Source organism: Leptolyngbya sp. 7M (assembly GCF_018128485.1).
This window is the reverse complement of the sequence record NZ_CP070897.1, coordinates 6972173-6990750: the sequence shown is the minus strand read 5'-3', so window position 1 is coordinate 6990750 and position 18578 is coordinate 6972173. Positions and strand designations below refer to the sequence as shown.

General features: G+C 53.7%; 25 protein-coding genes and 1 pseudogene. 18 read left to right on the top strand and 8 right to left on the bottom strand.

From position 1 onward, the window contains the following. The 4 genes from JVX88_RS37985 to JVX88_RS37970 all read left to right on the top strand — a co-directional run. On the top strand, positions 1–384 hold a 384-nt coding region (locus JVX88_RS37985; protein WP_211624548.1), incomplete at its 5' end, for a S8 family serine peptidase. Positions 385–530: 146 nt separating this feature from the next. Then, positions 531–1040 (top strand): hypothetical protein, encoded by a 510-nt coding sequence (locus JVX88_RS37980; RefSeq protein ID WP_211624546.1) that lies wholly within the window; start codon positions 531–533, stop codon positions 1038–1040. Then, positions 1019–1915, top strand: a complete 897-nt coding sequence (locus JVX88_RS37975; RefSeq protein WP_211624544.1) for a tetratricopeptide repeat protein — start codon at positions 1019–1021, stop codon at positions 1913–1915. The genes JVX88_RS37980 and JVX88_RS37975 overlap by 22 nt, the downstream gene beginning before the upstream one ends. A 24-nt stretch (positions 1916–1939) precedes the next feature. Continuing rightward, the gene (locus JVX88_RS37970) at positions 1940–2587 is read left to right on the top strand and encodes a hypothetical protein (RefSeq protein ID WP_211624542.1); all 648 of its coding nucleotides are present in this window, start codon (positions 1940–1942) and stop codon (positions 2585–2587) included. Here the strand turns inward: JVX88_RS37970 and JVX88_RS44915 are convergent. Next, entirely contained in the window at positions 2535–2945 is a 411-nt protein-coding gene (locus JVX88_RS44915; protein ID WP_315875394.1) for a DNA-directed RNA polymerase subunit alpha C-terminal domain-containing protein, read from the bottom strand. The genes JVX88_RS37970 and JVX88_RS44915 overlap by 53 nt on opposite strands. Positions 2946–3074: 129 nt before the next feature. On the opposite strand from JVX88_RS44915, the gene JVX88_RS44910 reads away from it, so the two are divergent. Next, entirely contained in the window at positions 3075–4094 is a 1020-nt protein-coding gene (locus tag JVX88_RS44910) for a hypothetical protein (protein WP_211624538.1), read from the top strand. Here JVX88_RS44910 and JVX88_RS37955 read toward each other — a convergent pair. Further along, positions 3976–4464 carry an NAD(P)/FAD-dependent oxidoreductase gene (locus JVX88_RS37955; protein ID WP_211624536.1) on the bottom strand — a complete coding sequence of 163 codons (489 nt, stop codon included), beginning with the start codon at positions 4462–4464 and terminating at the stop codon, positions 3976–3978. The genes JVX88_RS44910 and JVX88_RS37955 overlap by 119 nt on opposite strands. A gap of 157 nt (positions 4465–4621) precedes the next feature. Then, on the bottom strand, positions 4622–4981 hold the full coding sequence (locus JVX88_RS37950; RefSeq protein ID WP_263975696.1) for a hypothetical protein: 360 nt from the start codon (positions 4979–4981) through the stop codon (positions 4622–4624). A 24-nt stretch (positions 4982–5005) separates the two neighbouring features. Between JVX88_RS37950 and JVX88_RS37945 the strand changes: the two genes are divergently transcribed. The 6 genes from JVX88_RS37945 to JVX88_RS37920 all read left to right on the top strand — a co-directional run bounded on the left by JVX88_RS37945 (position 5006) and on the right by JVX88_RS37920 (position 9561). Further along, positions 5006–6034, top strand: coding sequence for a 5-(carboxyamino)imidazole ribonucleotide synthase (locus tag JVX88_RS37945; RefSeq protein ID WP_263975695.1), 1029 nt, complete (start codon positions 5006–5008; stop codon positions 6032–6034). After that, the gene (locus JVX88_RS37940) at positions 6006–7076 is read left to right on the top strand and encodes an efflux RND transporter permease subunit (RefSeq protein WP_317134611.1); all 1071 of its coding nucleotides are present in this window, start codon (positions 6006–6008) and stop codon (positions 7074–7076) included. The genes JVX88_RS37945 and JVX88_RS37940 overlap by 29 nt, the downstream gene beginning before the upstream one ends. Further along, positions 6982–7878: a hypothetical protein gene (locus JVX88_RS37935; RefSeq protein WP_211624529.1), complete on the top strand. Its 897-nt coding sequence runs from the start codon at positions 6982–6984 to the stop codon at positions 7876–7878. The genes JVX88_RS37940 and JVX88_RS37935 overlap by 95 nt, the downstream gene beginning before the upstream one ends. A gap of 77 nt (positions 7879–7955) precedes the next feature. Next, on the top strand, positions 7956–8201 hold the full coding sequence (locus JVX88_RS37930; RefSeq protein WP_211624527.1) for a hypothetical protein: 246 nt from the start codon (positions 7956–7958) through the stop codon (positions 8199–8201). Between the two features lie 228 nt (positions 8202–8429). Beyond that, positions 8430–9062: a CHAD domain-containing protein gene (locus JVX88_RS37925; protein WP_225931322.1), complete on the top strand. Its 633-nt coding sequence runs from the start codon at positions 8430–8432 to the stop codon at positions 9060–9062. Next, positions 8971–9561, top strand: a complete 591-nt coding sequence (locus JVX88_RS37920; RefSeq protein WP_211624523.1) for a polysaccharide deacetylase family protein — start codon at positions 8971–8973, stop codon at positions 9559–9561. The genes JVX88_RS37925 and JVX88_RS37920 overlap by 92 nt, the downstream gene beginning before the upstream one ends. Before the next feature lie 20 nt (positions 9562–9581). Here JVX88_RS37920 and JVX88_RS37915 read toward each other — a convergent pair whose 3' ends face one another. Next, positions 9582–10073, bottom strand: coding sequence for a CPBP family intramembrane glutamic endopeptidase (locus JVX88_RS37915; protein WP_317134610.1), 492 nt, complete (start codon positions 10071–10073; stop codon positions 9582–9584). Here JVX88_RS37915 and JVX88_RS37910 point away from each other — a divergent pair. The 6 genes from JVX88_RS37910 to JVX88_RS37885 all read left to right on the top strand — a co-directional run bounded on the left by JVX88_RS37910 (position 10062) and on the right by JVX88_RS37885 (position 15030). Further along, positions 10062–10601 carry an FAD-dependent oxidoreductase gene (locus JVX88_RS37910; RefSeq protein WP_317134609.1) on the top strand — a complete coding sequence of 180 codons (540 nt, stop codon included), beginning with the start codon at positions 10062–10064 and terminating at the stop codon, positions 10599–10601. The genes JVX88_RS37915 and JVX88_RS37910 overlap by 12 nt on opposite strands. Positions 10602–10646: 45 nt before the next feature. Then, positions 10647–11699, top strand: coding sequence for a pyruvate dehydrogenase complex E1 component subunit beta (locus tag JVX88_RS37905; RefSeq protein ID WP_211624519.1), 1053 nt, complete (start codon positions 10647–10649; stop codon positions 11697–11699). A gap of 25 nt (positions 11700–11724) precedes the next feature. Next, positions 11725–12147 (top strand): lipoyl domain-containing protein, encoded by a 423-nt coding sequence (locus JVX88_RS37900; protein WP_211624517.1) that lies wholly within the window; start codon positions 11725–11727, stop codon positions 12145–12147. Beyond that, positions 12030–13199, top strand: a complete 1170-nt coding sequence (locus JVX88_RS37895; protein ID WP_211624515.1) for an ATP-dependent RecD-like DNA helicase — start codon at positions 12030–12032, stop codon at positions 13197–13199. The genes JVX88_RS37900 and JVX88_RS37895 overlap by 118 nt, the downstream gene beginning before the upstream one ends. Positions 13200–13330: 131 nt before the next feature. Beyond that, positions 13331–14119 carry a glutamate--tRNA ligase gene (locus JVX88_RS37890; RefSeq protein WP_211624513.1) on the top strand — a complete coding sequence of 263 codons (789 nt, stop codon included), beginning with the start codon at positions 13331–13333 and terminating at the stop codon, positions 14117–14119. Positions 14120–14157: 38 nt separating this feature from the next. Continuing rightward, positions 14158–15030, top strand: a complete 873-nt coding sequence (locus JVX88_RS37885; protein ID WP_211624511.1) for a carbohydrate ABC transporter permease — start codon at positions 14158–14160, stop codon at positions 15028–15030. Here the strand turns inward: JVX88_RS37885 and JVX88_RS37880 are convergent. Then, positions 15018–15497, bottom strand: a complete 480-nt coding sequence (locus tag JVX88_RS37880) for a substrate-binding domain-containing protein (RefSeq protein WP_211624509.1) — start codon at positions 15495–15497, stop codon at positions 15018–15020. The two genes, JVX88_RS37885 and JVX88_RS37880, sit on opposite strands and share 13 nt — an antisense overlap. A gap of 119 nt (positions 15498–15616) precedes the next feature. Then, a pseudogene (locus JVX88_RS37875) lies at positions 15617–16006 on the bottom strand (ExbD/TolR family protein); the annotation flags it as partial. Positions 16007–16060: 54 nt separating this feature from the next. Between JVX88_RS37875 and JVX88_RS37870 the strand changes: the two are divergent. After that, a complete protein-coding gene (locus JVX88_RS37870; RefSeq protein WP_263975455.1) occupies positions 16061–16843 on the top strand; it encodes an ABC transporter ATP-binding protein in 783 nt (260 codons plus the stop codon). Between the two features lie 122 nt (positions 16844–16965). Here the strand turns inward: JVX88_RS37870 and JVX88_RS37865 are convergent, their stop codons facing one another. Together JVX88_RS37865 and JVX88_RS37860 are read right to left on the bottom strand one after the other, a co-directional pair. Continuing rightward, positions 16966–17457 carry a hypothetical protein gene (locus JVX88_RS37865; RefSeq protein ID WP_211624505.1) on the bottom strand — a complete coding sequence of 164 codons (492 nt, stop codon included), beginning with the start codon at positions 17455–17457 and terminating at the stop codon, positions 16966–16968. 568 nt (positions 17458–18025) lie between these two features. Next, positions 18026–18538, bottom strand: a complete 513-nt coding sequence (locus tag JVX88_RS37860) for an FAD/NAD(P)-binding protein (protein WP_211624503.1) — start codon at positions 18536–18538, stop codon at positions 18026–18028. Positions 18539–18578: the final 40 nt, after the last annotated feature.

Genomic DNA, 18578 nt, shown 5'->3' with positions numbered 1-18578 from the left:
TCCAGCCACGGCAGTGGCTTAGACCTGATGGCTCCGGGCAGTCGCTTGGGTATTTCCGAGATTGGTACCTCGCCAGCCGCGGCTCAAGTCACAGGAGTAGCCTCGAATGTGTGGGCCACCAATCCACAGTTTGATTACTGGCAGGTCGAACAAATTCTCAAAAACACCGCCACCGATCTCGGTGCACCCGGACGCGACAATCAAACTGGGTTTGGGCTGGTTAATCCCAATGCCGCCATCGAGCGGGCGCAGACTATGAATGCTTTGCTCAAGTCGTCGGCTGTTGCGCCTCAGGGCAACCCAAATCTGCGTCAGAACAATCTCAGCAGTAGAGACGTATTATCGGCATTGAGGAACTTCTCCAATTCGGTGCCTACGGCGTAGTTTCATCAATCATCCAGCAAATTTGCATGATATGGGCATCTGATTCAATATATCTGATTAAATACATCTGATAAATACATTAGATGCCCAACTATCGATACCATACTTCAAGCGTGACAAAACATTTAACCTTGCAGGAGAAGAGAATGTTCGAGCAAAGAACTTTTGCAAGCCAAAAAAACTCTGTTTTTAACAGCCAAATTGATACTAATCGCTACGCTTCCGTGTTTGATTCTGCTTCGTTGGAGCCTACTCTAACGCCCAGTCGCTCGGCGGCATCCTATCAAGCATCTCCCTTAGCCGAGAGCTTCAACCAAGTTAGTGTGATGGACGCTGGAATACCAACGGAATCAACAGCAAACATTGACTTCACACAAGCGGTGAATCCAACTTGGAACACAGAAGTCGCTGCTTCCTGGAATCCAACTACAGCCTGGAATAATAGCACTACCTGGGGAACCAACAGCAGCGATTTCTCTGGTATGCGTCCGGCTGGATTGAATCTCAAGAATGCCTGGAATAGCGTCAAGGATAAAGCAAAGAAAGCAGATTGGGAAAAGATTGGTCACGGCGCTCTTGATGTGGTGGGTGCTCTGCCCATTCCCGTTGTCAGTACCCCAAAGAAGCCCTGCCGATGCAGGTCACGGCCAATTTAGCGATGGGCAAGCTGGAGCAGGCGAATCAGGCGGCGGAGCAACTGGTTGATTTAACCCTAAGCATGCATGCCTTCACCCTACAAGCATTGGTGAAAACTGCCCAAGGCAACGATCAGGAAGCTCTCCAGAATTTTCGCTATGCCCTAGAAGTAGAAGAAGCTGGCGAGCTAAGCCATTCTGCCCGCACCCGTACCTTACTCGGACGCTTTTACTACGAGCGGGGTGACTTACAGCGCGCCAAAGATTTCTATCAGGAAGCCCTGCGGATTGCGCCCAACGATGCATCCGCCTTGCTGAATCTGGCCCAGTTAGAACTACGGCAAGGCCACTATCGCGCCGCCGAACGATACTATCATCGAGTCGCCCAACAGCAAGTCAGTCCTACCGTCTTCGATCCCTTGATTTTGCGAGGACAAGCGCAGATCAAAGCCGCTCAGGGCGACCGAACTGGGGCAGAAACCCTATGGGCCGAAGCAGAAACCCAATTGCGTCAGAGCGTCGGCAGTATTTCCCTTGGCCACCGGCGTGATTTAGCTCGCCTGCTGCTAGAACGAGGCCATTCTCAGGACATTGCTGAAGCCGTCTCGCTGATGGCAGCAGAAGTCCAACTGCGGCGCGATGCAGACACACTCGGCACCTATGCTTGGGCGCTCACAGAAGCCAAACGCTGGCAAGAAGCACAATCCATCATCCAAACGGCCTTAGATTCTGGCATTCGCAGTGCAAAGCTCTGGCATCAGGCCGCCGCCATTGCCCAAGCCACAGGCAACAAAGCCGAGGCCAATACCTATTTTCAAAAAGTCCGAGCTATTGATCCCAACTTCAATGAAAAGGCCCGCCGAGCAATGCATTTGGGTGTCGGCCTCGGTTCCTAACTCAACCCTATTTCTAACCTTGCCATGAACGCTAAACTGCATCGCCACGGCATTCTCCCTCTGCTTGCGTTTCTGACAACTTTCCTCTTGCGGGAACGGAACTCCCCCGCGATGATGCGCATGGCAAAGATTAGTCGCCGCGGCACCACCCGTGGCGGTCGGGCGGCGAGCGTGGAACGCGAAGCACCGGGCGATCAGGAGCGGCGGCATGGACCCCGACGACCATGTGTGCCTGTGCTTCCATGTGTCGCTGCGGAAGATCCGCACGTTCCTGAAGGTGGAGAACCCTTCGGTGCCGTCGCTGATCAGCGAGTGCCTGTCGGCCGGAACGGGGTGCAGGTGGTGCGTGCCGTTCCTGAAGCACCTTCACGCGCAGCACCTTCGCGGCCAGGAGCCCGATCTTCGGATCTCTCCCCAGGAGTATGCGGAGCAACGGGCGGGATATCGGCTGACCGGGATCAGGCCGGATCCAGCAGGCGACGATCAGGCCGCGGAGGGTGGTTCCACACCGGACGGCGGGGAGCAGGGCGGTCGCACCTCGGGCGCATAGCCGCAGCGCCCGATCGTGTGCGACGCAGCTCAATGGACTCACAGCACCAAGCGACGTGGAGCGCGTCGATCAGCCCTCAAGCGTGCGAAGCGACAGGCCGTTCTCGGCCAAACGCTCCTTGACCTCCTGGAGCGATGTGGCGCCGAAGTTCTTGACGCCCATGAGTTCGGCCTCGGTATGGCTGGCCAGGTCGCCCAGCGTCTGGATGTCCAGCAGTTGGAGCGCCTTTCGTGCGCGCACGGAGAGTTGGAGTTCCGCGACGGGCTTGGAAAGGACGTTCTCCTTGCCCGTGCCCTTGTACTGCTCGGCGATCGCCCGGCGCGCGGCCCTGTGCGCGTCGTCCATGCCCTGGCCGAGCTTGAGGTTCTTGGCCGCGAGCATGTCCTTGATTTCCTGGAGGCTCGTCTCACCGAAGTTCTTGTAGCTGAGCAGCTCGGCCTCGGAGATCCGCAGCAGGTCGCCCAGGGTTCGGACGTTCATCTTCTTGAGGGCGGTTCGTGCCCGGACGGAGAGCTCGAAGTCGGTGACGGGGGTAGTCCCCAAACCAATCCGCTGCTGAGCGTGAGTGTTCCGGTGGGCTTACAATTTGGCCCTAATCCTGGTGGAATTGTGAACCGCTCAATTGCTCCCCAGACCGATGCAGCGGGTAATCCCCTCGAAGACTCGTTTGGTTTTCCAGTTGCAGGTTTAATCATTGGTCCTGATCAAACGTTTGCGCTGGTTGGAGGTGACGTAACGCTAACAGGACGCAGTAGTATTAGGACAAATGGGGGCCGAATTGAGATAGGGAGTGTAGCCGGTAGGGGGCAAGTTTCACTCACACCGATTTCTCAAGGCTGGGATTTGGGATATGAGTCAATCGATCAGTTTGGTGATGTGCGGCTATTCGATGTGCTTCAGGTGAATACAAGCGGAGCAAGTGGAGGAGCAATTCATATACAAGCTAAACAAATCAGCCTGCGTGATTCTTTTGCCTTCTCTGCTTCTACCGCTCCCAATCAAGTAGGTGGAGCATTGTCGTTAACAGCGACTGATTCAATCGTCATCGAGCAGAATAGCCTGCTGAGCACATCTAATTTCGACTCTGGACGAGCAGGAAACATAGACCTTACAACCAGCCGTCTTACTGTTCAAACAGGAGGTCAGATCGGGTCGATTACCTATAGCAGTGGACAGGGTGGTGATGTCACAGTCAATGCAGCTGAATCAATTACAGTTGCAGACATTTCCTTGTCTCCTACAATTTTGGATTTCCCGCTAAGCTTGATTTTTGCAAATTCTCGTGGTTCCGGGCCATCGGGAAGTCTAAATCTTTCTACCGAACGTCTCCAAGTTCGTTCAGGCGGACAAATTAGTGTAGCTACATTTGCTTCAGGTAATGCAGGCAATCTCACAATTCGAGCCAACACAATCGAATTAATTGGTACTCCAGTCGATGCGAATGGTCGTCCCCTTTTAGACGAAGGGCTTCCAATATCAGGCGGTTTGTTTGTCGGTACGGATATTGGCTCTAGCGGCAATGGCGGTACACTTCGGTCGTTTGGGGCGGGCTGCCATAGCCAGAATTGGGTTCGTAGGCCACGGCTGCCACATCGCTTAAATCCAGCAACTCACCACAAACCGCCTTAACCTGCTGAGCGTCGGTAAGCTGCACCTCGATGCCCATTTGCTGATGCATTTGCACCACCTGGGTCAGGGTTGCCACATCGGCTTCACCCACCAAAACAAAATAGCCACACGGATTAAAGCCAGCGTCGTAACCGCCAAACCGTTCAGCAAACTGGTGAAACAACTGTTGGGACTGCTGCGCTAGCTTAGCCAAAACCGGATGGGTATAGTGGGTACGAATAATGCCGATCCCCTTCCCCGAAGCGCCATTTGCCAGCTCTTTTTGCTCCAGCAAGATGACTTTTCCTACCCCTTTTTCTGCCAAATGCAGGGCAATCGAAGCCCCAATGCATCCGCCACCCACAACGACAATATCTGCTGTTTCTGTCATTGATCAATATCACGCTCAATATCACGCTACTATCAATATCACGCTACTAAATGATATGCATATCATTGGTGCTGTACGCAGGTTCTCTGGCTCCCTAAATCCCCCACTTGTGGGGAACTTTGAGCATCAGAAAAGGGGACGTACAACGTCTCTAATATTACGGTAGACAATCTAGATACATCTCCACATCCCAATTGCTGGTGGTTGACAAAAACTTTTCCCATTCGTCTCGTTTGTACCAGTGATAAAGCGGATACATTTCTCCCGGCATTGCTGAGCGAATTACTTCATCTTCAGCCAGTCGTTCTAATGCTTCTCCCAGCGACATTGGTAATTTTTTCACCTGTTTGCCGGCTTCCATCGCTTCATAGAGGTTACGGTGTTCGGGTTCACCCGGATCGAGGTTGCGTTTAAGGCCATCATCAAAGGCTTTCAGCAGCGCAGCGGCCATCAGGTAGGGATTCACCATCGAGTCTACAGCCCGATACTCGAACCGCCCTGGTGCCGAAACCCGCAGACCGCAAGTGCGATTTTGACGGCTGTGGCAATTGCCAGCGCCACTGTTTTTGCTCCGGTAGATGACGCCACCGCGACGGCTAAACTCGCCAGCCAGTGCGATGTGATTACGTTCGAGAACGAATTTGTTGACCTACCGGCCCTGGCCCAGATCGCAGAAGCCAGGTTCTATCCCACACTTGATTCTCTCAAACCGCTGTTGGACAAGCTGGATCAGCGCCAGTTTTTGCAGCGTATCGCTGTCCCTACGCCACGATTTCTGGCAATTGATGCAAAACAGGAAGCCGAATTTAAAGATACAGTTTTGCAATTTGGTCTACCTGCCGTTCTCAAGGCCCGCCGCCACGGGTACGACGGTCAGGGCACCTTTATTTTGCAGGACTCTCAGTCAGATCTGCCTCAAGCGCTGCCCAACCAGTGGCTGCTAGAGGAGTTTATTCCCTTCGAGTGTGAGTTGGCCGTGATGGCAGCCCGTGCTATTGAAGGCGAGGTGGTCATTTATCCTACGGTAGAAACCCAACAAGAACAGCAGGTTTGCCGGCGCGTGTATGTAACGGCATTTGCTCCCGCTATCACCGCTCAGGTCGAAGCGATTGCCCGCCGCATCTTAGCAGAATTAAACTATGTTGGCGTGATGGGAATCGAGTTTTTCCTCAGCCGCGACGGCAAGGTGCTGGTCAACGAGCTAGCGCCCCGCACCCACAACTCTGGCCACTACAGTCTCGATGCCTGCGTCACCTCCCAGTTTGAGCAGCAGTTACGGGCAGTTTGTGGGTTGCCCTTGGGCAGTCCCCAGTTGACTTCAGCGGGAGCGGTGATGGTGAATCTGTTAGGCTACGAAACCTCCAGCAGCGACTATGCAGAAAAGCGCCAGCGCCTCAGTGAAATACCCCAGGCCCATCTCTACTGGTACGGCAAAACCTCGCGTCCGGGTCGCAAACTAGGGCATGTCACGGTCCTCTTGAGCAATGGTCAGGACCGCACCGAAGCCGAAACAATTGCCGGCACGATCGAGCAGTATGGTCGTGGTGGTAAACAAACAGCCGATGAATGATACACCAACGGTGACGCGGGCCGTGGAACAAGCAATGGCGGAGATTAAACAGGGATTCCCCAAAGACATTCAGGTGATTGAAACCTTCCGGCAGAATAACTTTATTGATGCCTCGATTGAGAATGTACTGGGTTCACTGCGGGATGGGACGATCATCGTCTCGGTCATCCTGTTATTGTTTCTGATGAACTGGCGCACGGCAGTCATTACCCTCAGCGCTATTCCGCTGTCGCTTTTGATCGGCATGCTGATCCTCAATGCCTTTGGTCAGGGCATTAACACGATGACGTTGGGTGGTCTGGCGGTAGCAATTGGTTCGGTTGTGGATGACTCGATTGTCGATATGGAAAATGCCTATCGGGGCTTGCGCAAAAATCAGTTGGCCGGCACACCGGAGCATCCCTTTAAAGTTGTCTACGACACCTCGGTAGAAGTGCGCGTTAGCGTGATTTTCTCGACGGTGATTATTGCGGTGGTATTCGCGCCCATTTTTAGCCTCACAGGCGTAGAAGGCCGAATTTTTGCACCAATGGGCATTGCCTATCTGGTTTCGATTTTTGCTTCTACGTTTGTCGCAATGACGCTATCGCCTGCCCTATGCGCTATTTTGCTAGCAAATCGTGCCTTACCAAGCGATGAAACCTGGGTGACGGCTTTCTCGCAGCGGCTGTATCGCCCAGCGCTGAATTTCGCTATCCGCCGCGCTAAGGTGACTCTGCTCGTTGCTATAGCATCCCTGATCGCATCCCTAGTAATATTCACCAATTTGGGGCGAGTGTTTTTACCAGAATTTCAGGAGCCATCCTTGGTGAATGCAATGGTTTTGTATCCGGGCGCATCATTAGAAGCCACTAATCAGGCTGGTTTGGCGATGCAGGACGCACTCAAAGACGATCCGCGCTTTTCTTCGGTGCAATTGCGCTCAGGTCGGGCACCGGGAGATGCGGATGCGGGAGGCGTCAACTTGCGTGCATCCGGATGGCTCCTTCGGTGGCGAATACACAAGTCGCAATACCTACAATTTTTTCCCGCATGGTTTTGAACTGGTAGGTCACTGGCTGCCAAAGGCTCTGTCGATCAACGACCGCTTTCTGCAAGGGTTAGCGCATAGCAAAGCCCCCTGCTACGCGGATGATCACATCATTGGTCATCACACCTGGAATTATTTGTTGGCTTGGCACGATTTTGTCGAGCATCGTCCTCCCTTGGCCAAGCGTCCTGAGCAGCGTATCTGGCTCCAGCAAGCGCGAGTTTTAATCGACCGGCGGCAGGGCACGGAGCTTTATCTGGGCTTGAATAAGGGCGGTGTGTTCAAGCTGTTTCGTAATGGTGAACTGATTGCTTCAGACACGCAGTTCTCGTTACAGGTGCGGCAAGGTAGGAAAGTTAGGAATGCAGTAGGGCATCTAGTCAGTGGGTACACCGTCGATGTTGGGGAAGACGAAATTCTGATTCGCGGTCAGCTGGGCTGGGCTAAGCAAAAGCAAATGACGCCGTTGAATCTGATGATTCTGCGGGTGGTGATGCTGACAATCGGGCGTTTTTACCCCAATCTGGTTCGTAGTCTACTACAGAAAGTTCTGATCGTTGGCAAAAGCGACGCACCGTTTCAGTTTATGCGCCGGCTACACTGGCAAGACGATCACTGGAACATCACAGATGAGCTGCGAGCTAATGATTGGAGTAACGTGATTTCAGCTGGAATTGGTGGCGATCAAACGTCAATTTATGTCGTGATGAGCCGCACATTTCAAAGCGGGCAGTTGCAAGAATGGCTGGATTTGACTGATCAGGTAAAGCGACTTCAGGCTGGAGAAACGCTGAAATTGGAACGATCGCTATAAGCGTGAGATTGATTATTTGACCAAATCACTTAACCGACTGTCCGTCTCGCCGCCCCAGTTCATACACACCGCAACCAATGCAGGCAATAATGCCCATGCTGACGGTCCAACTGTGGCCCAAGCTGCCTCTGGCTGCAAATCCACCGCAATTTAATTCACCCCAGTCCAATGCTCCTGCGTTTGCGGCCCCCAACCTAGCTTCACCAACCCTCAGTGCGCCTACCGTCACGTTCATCACTGCCCCCGAAGAGGAAACCCAAATTCAGCCAACAGCAATTCCTTCGGTTGAATTTCCAGAGGTGACCAGTCCTTTTGGTAACTAAATTGATGACTGGTTGGTGACTAATGCAGGTGGACCTCATGGCTGCTTTAGTTGGGCAACTTGAACTGCAAGATAGCAATTGGTCAAATACCAGCTATGCTGCAAGCAGTACTTCTGCATTACGCCCACATCTAGCTAATCAGTAAGACATCTAGGGTAGAGGTTTTTGTTTAAGATGGTAGTCCGTGTGTGACCTCAACAATCAGCTTAAGCTGGTATTTGATTAAGAATGCAGCAGTCTTTTGCGACCACTGAAGTGGGTCAGGGTTGCCTGTTGGCATTTGTGGGGGTTGGTTTTATGGTAAAAGCAACAACGAAAGTAGATCGAAAAGCAACCGCTAAGCAGACGAAGCGGTCGAAACAGAAGACTGCCTCTGGCGAATTCCTGTCGTTGGGTGAGTATGCTCACAGAATAATTGCCAAGCAATATCACCGTTTGGTGAAACAAGAAGAAGGTCTATTGCAGGATAAGGATCCCGAACATCTGCATCAAATGCGGGTTGCAACTCGACGGCTACGGACCGCTTTGCAGGTAGTTGGTGTTGCCGTTAAGCTGCCCAAGCCAGCCCAAGCCAAGCATTTACAGGCATTGACGAAAGTATTAGGAACCCTACGCGACCTTGATGTGCAGATCGCTGCGTTGCAAAACGAATACCATCCTCAGGTGCCCGCCGCGGAGCAGAAATTAATCGAACAGGCGATTAAACACCTACACAAACAGCGCAACGATGCCTTTGCTGAGGTGAAATCTGCTCTTACAGAAGAACGATATGGCGATCTCAAGGCAGCTTACAAAACCTGGCTCGAAGTCTCAGCCGGAACTGGCGCGGCGAATGGTCGAGGAAGGTCATGCGATTGGTAATCGGGGCTGGAACCGCACCCTCGAAAACGGTAAAGCGGCTGACCCGAAGGCAGAGATTGACCGAACTGCAAAATTAATTCACGAGATCACAGGAACCAAGACAGGTCTATTTCGCCCAGCCGACGGTCGCCTTGATAACGAACTAGTATCCTATGCCCAAGAGAAGCAGTACGCCGTCACGCTTTGGTCGATTGATTCGCAGGATGCGCTGGTGGCCGCGCCGCTGTTGCTGGATAATGTGCTGCGAAACACCCGCTCTGGCCGAATTATTTTGCTGCACGATGGAGGGTCGGCGAACCAATCGCCTACGGTACAAGCCTTACCGCAGTTAATTACCGCCTTGCAGCAGCAGGGCTATCGGTTTGTCACCGTGCCGCAGTTGTTAGCAATGCAGGCAGCTGTGCAGCCAAAGGAACCGCAGCCGCAGCCACGAGAAACCAAATTACCTTTCCGCAGACGAGCGGTGGCGGTGGTTCAGGCAAACGCTTTGCGCAGTTAGTGCCGACTCAGCCGAATTTTCTACTCAACGCCGCTGCCCAAAATGAACAGCCCAATCATTGTGACGCTGTTCCAAAGGCTATGCAGCAGCATGGATGCTAGCAGCCCTCGCGAGCGTGTGTAGACTGTGCCCAGTACAATGCCTAATGTAGTCAGCGGCAGTACTTCTGAGAGGCTGAGGTGGGCTGTCGCAAAAATCAGACTACTGACGCCAATCGCTCCCCAGACCGGTAAATACCGGGTTAACGACGGCAGCAAAAATCCCCGGAACAGGGTTTCTTCAAAAATCGGAGCGGCCACAGCAGCTGTGAAAAAGAAAATCAACAGCGCTACCGGATCGCCTTCTTCTAAAACAATTTGTAGCAGTGGATTGCTGCCTCCCTGCCCCTGCCAAAACTGTTGGTTCACCAACGACACTGCAAACATCAGCGGCAGCGCCACAAAATATGGCGTAAATGGCGCGAGTTTGACAATATCTACAAGCTGGAAGCCGTCCCGGTCGTGACGGTGCAACTCCGGTTTGACGGTTGGGTCACCGAAATGCAGGATGCTGCTGCACGGCAACAGCTCGACCATGCTGCCGGGATTGATAATCTGCTTTACAGCGCCGACGCCGATTTCTCCTGCTTTGCCGATCTGGCCCTCACCAGTCCCAAAGACTACTACCGCGAGGGACAGGGGTCGCTGATGCAGGTAGTCCTGACTCCGGGCGATCCGTTCATCAAAATGAGTAACGAAGAAATTGCTCAGCACGCTCTGCAACAGCTTCATGATCTCTTTCCCTCCTCGCGTGACCTCACTATGACCTGGTTCAATGTGGTCAAGTTGGCCCAGTCGCTTTATCGAGAAAACCCCGGTATGGATGTCTATCGTCCGCCGCAAAAAACGCCTGTTCCCAACTTCTTCTTGGCAGGCAGCTACACGCAGCAAGACTATATCGATAGCATGGAAGGGGCAACCATCTCCGGTATGCAGGCCGCTGCTGCAATTCTGGAACCAACTGGGTACAAAGTTAAAGGAGCTGGGCTGTTTAAGTACTGAGTTTGAGTGGTCTGCCACCAAGCTATTAGGGATCAGGAGAAATCAATGGGCTTTTACTCCGAAAAAATTCTGCCCTATTTGCTGGACTGGTCACTCTCTGACCCCAAAATTGCTGCATACCGCCGCTCATTGCTAGCAGAAGTACAAGGCGAAGTGCTGGAGATCGGCTTTGGCACAGGTTTGAATCTAGCCTACTATCCGGAGCAGGTTGAGAAAATTATCACGGTTGATCCTAATCCTGGTGTTCATGCTCTGGCTCAGAAGCGAATTCAATCCTCGCCCATTACCGTCGAGCACCGTTTGTTGGGCAGCGAACATTTGCCGATGGCCGATCACAGCTTTGATAGCGTCGTTAGCACGTTTACGCTTTGCAGCATTCCTGGCGTTGAGCAAGCGCTGCAAGAAATTGCAAAAATGCTTTATATGTCCGGCGGAGAGTTCAAGGTGCCGATAGTCTTCCGCGGGCCAAACGGTTCGGCGTTTCAGGTATCGTCGCAGCACTCGCAGGCCCTCGAAGCGATGTACGCCAATTTTCCCGGCCTCAAGGTCGTGATGCCTTCAACCGCCGCCGACGCGAAAGGCCTGCTGAAATCCTCTATCCGCGACGACAATCCTGTTATCTTCATGGAACAAGAGCGGATGTACGGGATCAAGGGCGAGGTACCCGAAGATGAAGATTTCACTATCCCGCTTGGAGTAGCGGACATCAAGCGCGAAGGCAAGGACTGCACTATTGTCGCTCGTTCCATGACCGTGCCGCTTGCTCTTCAGGCTGCGGAAAAGATCCAGGACGAGTTCGACGTGTCGGTGGAGGTGATCGATCCGCGTACCATTAAGCCGCTTGATATCGATACGATCGTTAACTCGGTCAGGAAAACGAATCGGCTTGTAATCGCCGAGGAATCACACTATTTCGCCAGCGTCGGTGCCGAGATCTCGCACACGATAATGGAACACGCCTTTGATTATCTCGACGCCCCGGTAAAACGCATCTCTACCGTGGAAGCTCCAATGCCTTACGCAAAGAATCTTGAGGCAGCGGCATTGCCGAGCGTGGAAAAGATCATCGAAGCGGTAAAAGAAGTCTGTTACATTTAACGCAAATATGGCTGAAAAATTCCTAATGCCGAAGCTTTCGCCCACAATGGAAGAGGGGCAGATTGCGCGCTGGGTCATCAACGAAGGAGATTCATTCGAAGCGAATGAGACGTTAGCCGAGGTTGATACCGACAAGGCGACAATGGAAATGACCGCACTGTCCGGCGGCACATTGCTGAAGATCTTGAAGCCCGCGGGCGACACCGCCGCACTGGGTGAGGCGATCGCTATAATCGGGCAGAAAGGGGAAGATATAACGGGAATTCTCGAAGAATTGTCAAAGAATGGCTCGACCAGATCTTCAAAAGACAAACCAAGACAATGCGGCAAGTGTTTGAACTTGCGGCCAAGCAGCATGCTCGGCTCGTTCTTTCCGGTGATCGTCGTCAGCACGGCTCAGTCGAGCGGGGCGCCGCCCTTCGTCTCCTGGAGGATGAAGCCGGGCTGAAGCCGGCAGAACTCAAAGAGATTCATCGGCAACAGGGAGCGTACATGCTGGCGGTGAAGTCACTCGGCGAAGGCGACATGTCGGGTGGGCTGACTGCTCTGGACAAGTTGGGTTGGGTGCAGGAAATCGCTTCGGAAGAGCGATATCGGGTGCTTGCAACGATGTATATGGATTCGGTCAGAGCCGGAAAGAGTTCGCTGGTGGTATCGCCGACCCACGCGGAGGCTGATGCAGTCACCGAGGAAATTCGCCAACAACTTCGCGAGCAGAAAGCTCTTGGAAGCGAAGTGCGTGAGTACGAGCAGTTGGTACCGGCGAATCTGACCCCGGGCCAACAACTCGACGCCGCCAGCTACCAGCCTGGCGATGTGCTGGTATTCCATCAGAACGCCAGGGGATACAAGCGAGGCCAAAGGCTTGTCGTGGGACGGGATCGCGTTCCACTTGATCAGGCCGCCCGCTTCACCGTGTTCCATCAGCGAAGTGTGGGGCTGTCCGTCGGGGATCGAATTCGAATTACTCAGAACGGTTTTACGGCGGATCGTGACCATCGGCTCAACAACGGAGACCTTCACACGATCAAAGACTTTGCCGCGAACGGCAATCTGCTCCTGGAGAACGGGTGGCAAGTGCCCAAGAACTACGGTCATATCGCGCTCGGCTTTGTGGTGACAAGCCATGCGAGTCAGGGCAAGACGGTTGACCGTGTGTTCATCGGTCAGTCATCCCAGTCATTCCCGGCCTCATCGCGAGAGCAGTTCTATGTGAGTGCCTCGCGCGGTCGGGAGCGGGTCATGGTGTTCACTGACAACAAGGAAGATCTTCTCGACGCGATCAGCCGTTCAGACGAGCGGGTAAGTGCTATTCCGCCGCGCCGTCGAACGCTGGCAGCCGGGTCAGGTCGTGCCCACGGAGTGGGCGATGCCACGATACCACGCCTCTCAGCCTGGTCGAATCACGATGTAGTGAGGGTCCACGAGTCTCTCTCCATGTACCCCCGGGATTTCCAGGCCCCGGGGAAGTCTCTCGAACGAAGTCTAGGCCGATGTTGAATCGCGTCAATCGTCGACGTCGGATTTTTTGTCTTTTTTCGTAAGTCATTCTTGCACAAGGAACAAGAAGTGTCCTGTTCGGTTCGAGCGATCTCGTGGACCCCCGGAACAATCCCCTAGACTCCAGATCCATGACACACACGCCCGTCGTCACGCGTTTCGCCCCCTCGCCCACGGGTCACCTCCACATCGGTGGCGCTCGAACCGCGCTTTTCTGCTGGGCCTACGCACGCCGGCAGGGCGGACGATTCATGATCCGCATCGAGGACACCGACCAGGCCCGCTCCAGCGACGAGTCGGCCCGCGGTATCCTCGAAGACCTCGCATGGCTGGGCATCACCTGGGACGATGGCCCGACCCTGGGCGCGATCGGCAGCCAATCGCGACCCGTTGGACCCTACTTCCAGGCGCAGCGGCGTGAGATCTACAACGCCTACATCCGGGACATGGTGCGCAGGGGCGTGGCGTACCCGGCGTTCGAGTCGGCCCAGGAGCTCGAAGCCAAGCGCAAGGCCGCCATTGCCTCCAAGCAGACCTATCGCTACGACCGCGCGAGTTACCACGCGATCCCTACACCCGCGGCGCGTCTCGAGCGCATGGACCGTGCCGATGCCGAGGGCACGCCCTACGTGGTGCGCTTCGCCGCTCCGCATGAGGAGGTGCTGGTCCATGACGAGGTGCTGGGCGACGTTCGCTACGCCGCCGGGGAGATGGACGACTTTGTGATCCGCAAGGCCGACGGCTTTCCGACGTACCACTTCGCGGTGGTGATCGACGACGAGCTGATGGAGGTCACGCACGTGCTGCGCGCGCAGGATTTGCAGCGTTATTTGAGTGCGGCGATTACCAACCGCATGGATGCTGAAGCGGCAATGATGGCGGCTGCTACCGAAACACGAGCGTTACTGGCCCGCAATTAATAGCCCGCAACTGAAACTGATCCCCTGCTACAGGTAACATGAACACGACCCTCCGCGACCAAGAACGACGCACCGGTTGGTGGCTGCTGACTCCAGCCCTGCTGCTGTTGCTGCTGGTCTACGCCTATCCGATTGCCCGTTCCTTTGGCCTCAGCTTGTTTACCCAGAATCTGGGCACTGAGCTACAGCCGGTTTTTGCAGGTCTAGATAACTACAGTCGCATGGCTCTAGATGGCCGGTTCTGGCAAACCATTGGCAACACAGTTTTTTTCACAGTTGTTTCGGTAATAGTAGAACTGCTGCTGGGACTGGGAATTGCCCTCGTACTCAACCAGGCGTTTCCCAGTCGGGGTGCAGTGCGGACCATCGCCCTCTTGCCCTGGGCCTTGCCGACAGCGCTGATTGCCACCACCTGGACCTGGATTTTTAACGATCAGTTTGGCGTCTGGAATGATATTTTGCTGCGTCTGGGTCTGATTCAAACCGGCGTTAACTGGCTGGGCGATCCCAACTGGGCCATGTGGACAGTGATTGCTGCTGATGTTTGGAAAACCACCCCCTTCATTGCGATTTTGTTGTTGGCGGGCCTCCAGTCGATTCCGCCCGATCTGTACGAAGCCCATGCCCTGGATGGAGCGACGCGCTGGCAAAGCTTCTACCGAATTACGCTGCCGCTGCTGCTGCCGCAGATTCTGATTGCCAGTTTGTTTCGATTCGCTCAGGCGTTTGGTGTTTTTGATTTGGTTCAGGTGATGACTGGCGGTGGTCCGGGTGGGGCGACGGAAACCGTTTCGCTCTATATTTATGCCACAATCATGCGCTATCTCGATTTTGGCTATGGAGCGGCGCTGGTAGTAGTGACGTTTGTGATTTTGAGCTTGGCGGTGGCTCTCGCAGCCTACCGCACCTGATTCCAGTTGGTGATTTTCCCCTGGGCAGCAGGTTCCCACATCGCTTTTAATTCTTCCACCGTCAGGCTAGAAGCCCAGCTATTGCGAGGATTGACCACCACGGTCAGAGCATCGTAGGCTACAGGTAATTCCATGTACTCGATGCCAGCCGCCTTGCATGCCTCCATTTCCGAGGATTTGATCGGGCGAGACGCGTTAGAAATATCAGTTTCGCCATTGCAGAACTTTTCAAACCCACCGCCCGTACCGGAAATCCCAACGGTGACGTTAACGCCCCGATTGGCGGCCTGGAATTCTTCAGCCATTGCTTCTGTAATCGGAAAGACGGTACTTGAACCGTCGATTTTAATTGTTGAAGTTCCTTGAGAAAATACTGCGGGGACGGAAGCAAGGGTTGCCGCAACCGCTCCAGCCGCCACAAACAGAGTGAATCGGCTTAATTTGCCTCGAACTCCGTTCGCCACCATACGTTACACTCCTTGGTGCATCAGATAAGTACGTTTCGCCACTGACACCGTAACGGATGAGGATTAAGAAATGGTGATATGAAGAAAGATAAAAGCGTTAAGTTCAGGTTATGGTTTGGTTAATCCAATTCAGGTTGGCGTTCAATTGCTAACGAAACCCGATCGCCGCCAATATCGCGCATGGTTTTGAGTAACTGCACCACATTGCTGTAATCTAAGTCGCGATCAGCTTTCAGCAGCACAACTCCATCAGGATGCTGGGTGTAAAACGTCTGCATTGCATTAGAGAGCTGATTGGTATCGATCACGTTGTCTTCCAGGACAATCTGATTTTCTGAGTTCAAGCCAATCACCAGGGATGCCTTGTCCTCGTTCTCGGTTTTGACCCCTGCTCCATCAGTTTGGGGCAAGGTGACATTGGCGATTTGCCGTCCGGTCAAGGTCATTGAGACGATGATGAAAAAGGTCAAAACCGTCATTAATACATCCATCATCGGTACCAGATTGACTTCGGGTAGTTCTCCATCCTGCTGGCCGTTGACCGAATTGGCGACATTCTCAACGTGGCTCCCGAAGCCGAACCCGGTACCGGCCTCACCCTGCCTGCTCTACGCGGACAGGTTCAGTTTGATCAGGTATTCTTTCGCTACAAGGAAAGCCAAGAGCCAATTTTGCGCGGGGTTTCCTTCGATGCCGAACCGGGCATGTTTGTCGGGATTGTCGGACGCAGTGGTTCCGGTAAAAGCACGCTGTCGAAATTAATCCAGCGCCTCTACTCAGCCGAGTCGGGCCGGATCTTGATCGATGGCTTCGACATCAAGAGCGCCGATCTCGCCTCACTGCGGCCTCAGATCGCCGTGGTGCTGCAAGAAGACTTTTTGTTTAACGGCAGCATTCTGGAAAATATTACCCTGGGTAATCCAGACGTGTCCGCAGAACAAGTCGTAGAAGCCGCTCGCTTAGCCGTCGCCCATGACTTTATCTGTGACCTGCCCGATGGCTACGAAACCAACGTTGGTGAACGTGGCACAGCCCTTTCCGGCGGTCAGCGACAGCGGATCACCCTAGCGCGACTGTTTCTCTCCGATGCGCCGATTCTGATTCTGGACGAAGCCACCAGCCACCTAGATGCCGAAACCGAACAGCAGGTGCTAGAAAACCTGAAGCGTATCTCCCAAGGCCGCACCATGTTCCTGATCGCCCACCGCTTTGCCCCCCTGAAGCAGGCCGACCTGATCCTAACCATGGAAAAAGGCGTGATTGTCGAACGCGGCACCCACGACCATCTGATCAATCAAAAGGGCCTCTACTGGTCACTCTACCAACGGCAGCAGGCGTCAGTCTAAGAGGTTGAGGAAGTTGTAGGCGACTCCTGTCTCCTGTCTCCTGTCTCCCGACTTCCCGACCGGCAGCTTCGACTCAACCAGATCAACCAAAGACTATCCGCCCTCTTCCCGTCGCCGTTAAACTAGAAAAGGCGTTTGGGAGAATATTTGCATGATGGAACAAGACGCACGGCAGTTGATGCAGTGAGCGATTGTTTGAGCGGCTCGATTACCGGAATTCCACCGGCGACAGCAGCTTCCAGCAGCACATACACTCCGGCCTGATTCGCGGCAGTAAAAATCTCGTCGCCATAGCGGGCGATCGCAGCCTTGTTGGCTGTAACCACATGTTTGCCATGCTCAATTGCCTTCAGCATCAGCGAGCGAGCTGGTTCCAACCCACCGATTACCTCAACCACGATATCAACCGCTGGATCCGTGACAATCGATTCCAGATCCGTTGTGATCAGTTCAGGCGGCAGGGTGACGCTGCGGGGTTTATCGAGCGAGCGCACGCCAACCCGATGGATCTCAATCTCCTGCAGCAAGGGGTGGCGTTGGGTTGGATTCAGAAGAATTTCTACCGTTCCGGTGCCAACTGTCCCTAGTCCCAGCAGACCAATCTTAAAAGCCACAGTTCCAACTCACTCTTCGATGGTTCTTCCCAATTGTAGGTGGGCAGGGCAGCTTGGTGAACCTCCAGCTGGATTTGATGGCTAACTAGGGGCAAACGATGCTTCAGCAAATCCCCTGAACCGGAACAGGACTTTACAAATTGTTTATGAAGGTGCTTGAAAATGAAGTAATCTTTACCTGTACTTCAAAATCTCTTGATAGTTCTACGGGCCGAGTATCGGCTTAATGCCATAGAATGTGACTATCACTGTGACAGCACCTAGACTGCTAACTACGCAGTTTCTCCTTTAATTTCTCTACCAAGCCCCCACTGATCCCCTCAAACATAGGCTTTTTAATCGAAGCTTTAATGGGGTAGGCAGTCGCCAACGAGTCTGAGTTGATACCTGCGAGTTAACGCTAAGTGTCTATATTGTATTTTCACTGTGTATGCCTGGAGTACTCCCTGCAAGACTTGAGTTAGTTGCCCTGAAGACCACCAGGCAGTCCAGGAGTTAAGTTGAGATGGATAGCGAAAAGCAGCAGTGCTACCAGGTTGCCCTCCCTGAAGCTTCTCACCCCATCGACTCAGTCAAGAATCTGGCTGACCCAAGCCGGCCAGTGAGGTTTACTACCGCCCCCGGTGATCACGACCCGTCGCGCTACGATGGTTTCGCCGCTATGCAGTTCCAACCGGAAGCGCGGACGCAGCGGCTCGACTCGCAAAACTTGAGCCGGATAGACCCAGTCCTGCACCTGCCACCGCTGAATCACCGACTGGCAAAAATCACGAAATAGGTGTGTTCCTGGCAAGTCGTAGGGAGGAAACAGTTCAGCCGACCGCGATTCAGCAAAACGACGCAGGGCAAAGGAGTCTGGATCTGGATGGTGCACGGCAGGCGAGCGCAAATGGGGAATCTCAAAGGCCGCAAACTGGTGATGCCATTGCCGCATCCAGGTGCCGCTGGGATCAAATACAAGACAGCGACCCCGCAAAGCTTGGCGCTTTTGCAGCAGGTGGGCAACTAACGTTAGAGCATGGGGGCCGGCTCCCACAATCGCTAGCTCAATAGCATCCGGCAAAGCAGAGGCATCAACCATGAATTAAAGTTGAAATCTGAGAATGATTATCATTTTAGCT

What these genes read in the sequence shown, in the direction of transcription:
- JVX88_RS37860 (WP_211624503.1), bottom strand. Translation starts at nt 18,538, where the DNA reads ATGGTTGATGCCTCTGCTTTGCCGGATGCTATTGAGCTAGCGATTGTG.
- JVX88_RS37980 (WP_211624546.1), top strand. Translation starts at nt 531, where the DNA reads ATGTTCGAGCAAAGAACTTTTGCAAGCCAAAAAAACTCTGTTTTTAAC.
- JVX88_RS37920 (WP_211624523.1), top strand. Translation starts at nt 8,971, where the DNA reads ATGGCGATCTCAAGGCAGCTTACAAAACCTGGCTCGAAGTCTCAGCCG.
- JVX88_RS37880 (WP_211624509.1), bottom strand. Translation starts at nt 15,497, where the DNA reads ATGGTGGCGAACGGAGTTCGAGGCAAATTAAGCCGATTCACTCTGTTT.
- JVX88_RS37900 (WP_211624517.1), top strand. Translation starts at nt 11,725, where the DNA reads ATGCCGAAGCTTTCGCCCACAATGGAAGAGGGGCAGATTGCGCGCTGG.
- JVX88_RS37885 (WP_211624511.1), top strand. Translation starts at nt 14,158, where the DNA reads ATGAACACGACCCTCCGCGACCAAGAACGACGCACCGGTTGGTGGCTG.
- JVX88_RS37970 (WP_211624542.1), top strand. Translation starts at nt 1,940, where the DNA reads ATGAACGCTAAACTGCATCGCCACGGCATTCTCCCTCTGCTTGCGTTT.
- JVX88_RS37925 (WP_225931322.1), top strand. Translation starts at nt 8,430, where the DNA reads ATGCAGCAGTCTTTTGCGACCACTGAAGTGGGTCAGGGTTGCCTGTTG.
- JVX88_RS37955 (WP_211624536.1), bottom strand. Translation starts at nt 4,464, where the DNA reads ATGACAGAAACAGCAGATATTGTCGTTGTGGGTGGCGGATGCATTGGG.
- JVX88_RS37930 (WP_211624527.1), top strand. Translation starts at nt 7,956, where the DNA reads ATGCAGGCAATAATGCCCATGCTGACGGTCCAACTGTGGCCCAAGCTG.
- JVX88_RS37905 (WP_211624519.1), top strand. Translation starts at nt 10,647, where the DNA reads ATGGGCTTTTACTCCGAAAAAATTCTGCCCTATTTGCTGGACTGGTCA.
- JVX88_RS37935 (WP_211624529.1), top strand. Translation starts at nt 6,982, where the DNA reads ATGCGGGAGGCGTCAACTTGCGTGCATCCGGATGGCTCCTTCGGTGGC.
- JVX88_RS37890 (WP_211624513.1), top strand. Translation starts at nt 13,331, where the DNA reads ATGACACACACGCCCGTCGTCACGCGTTTCGCCCCCTCGCCCACGGGT.
- JVX88_RS44915 (WP_315875394.1), bottom strand. Translation starts at nt 2,945, where the DNA reads ATGAACGTCCGAACCCTGGGCGACCTGCTGCGGATCTCCGAGGCCGAG.
- JVX88_RS37975 (WP_211624544.1), top strand. Translation starts at nt 1,019, where the DNA reads ATGCAGGTCACGGCCAATTTAGCGATGGGCAAGCTGGAGCAGGCGAAT.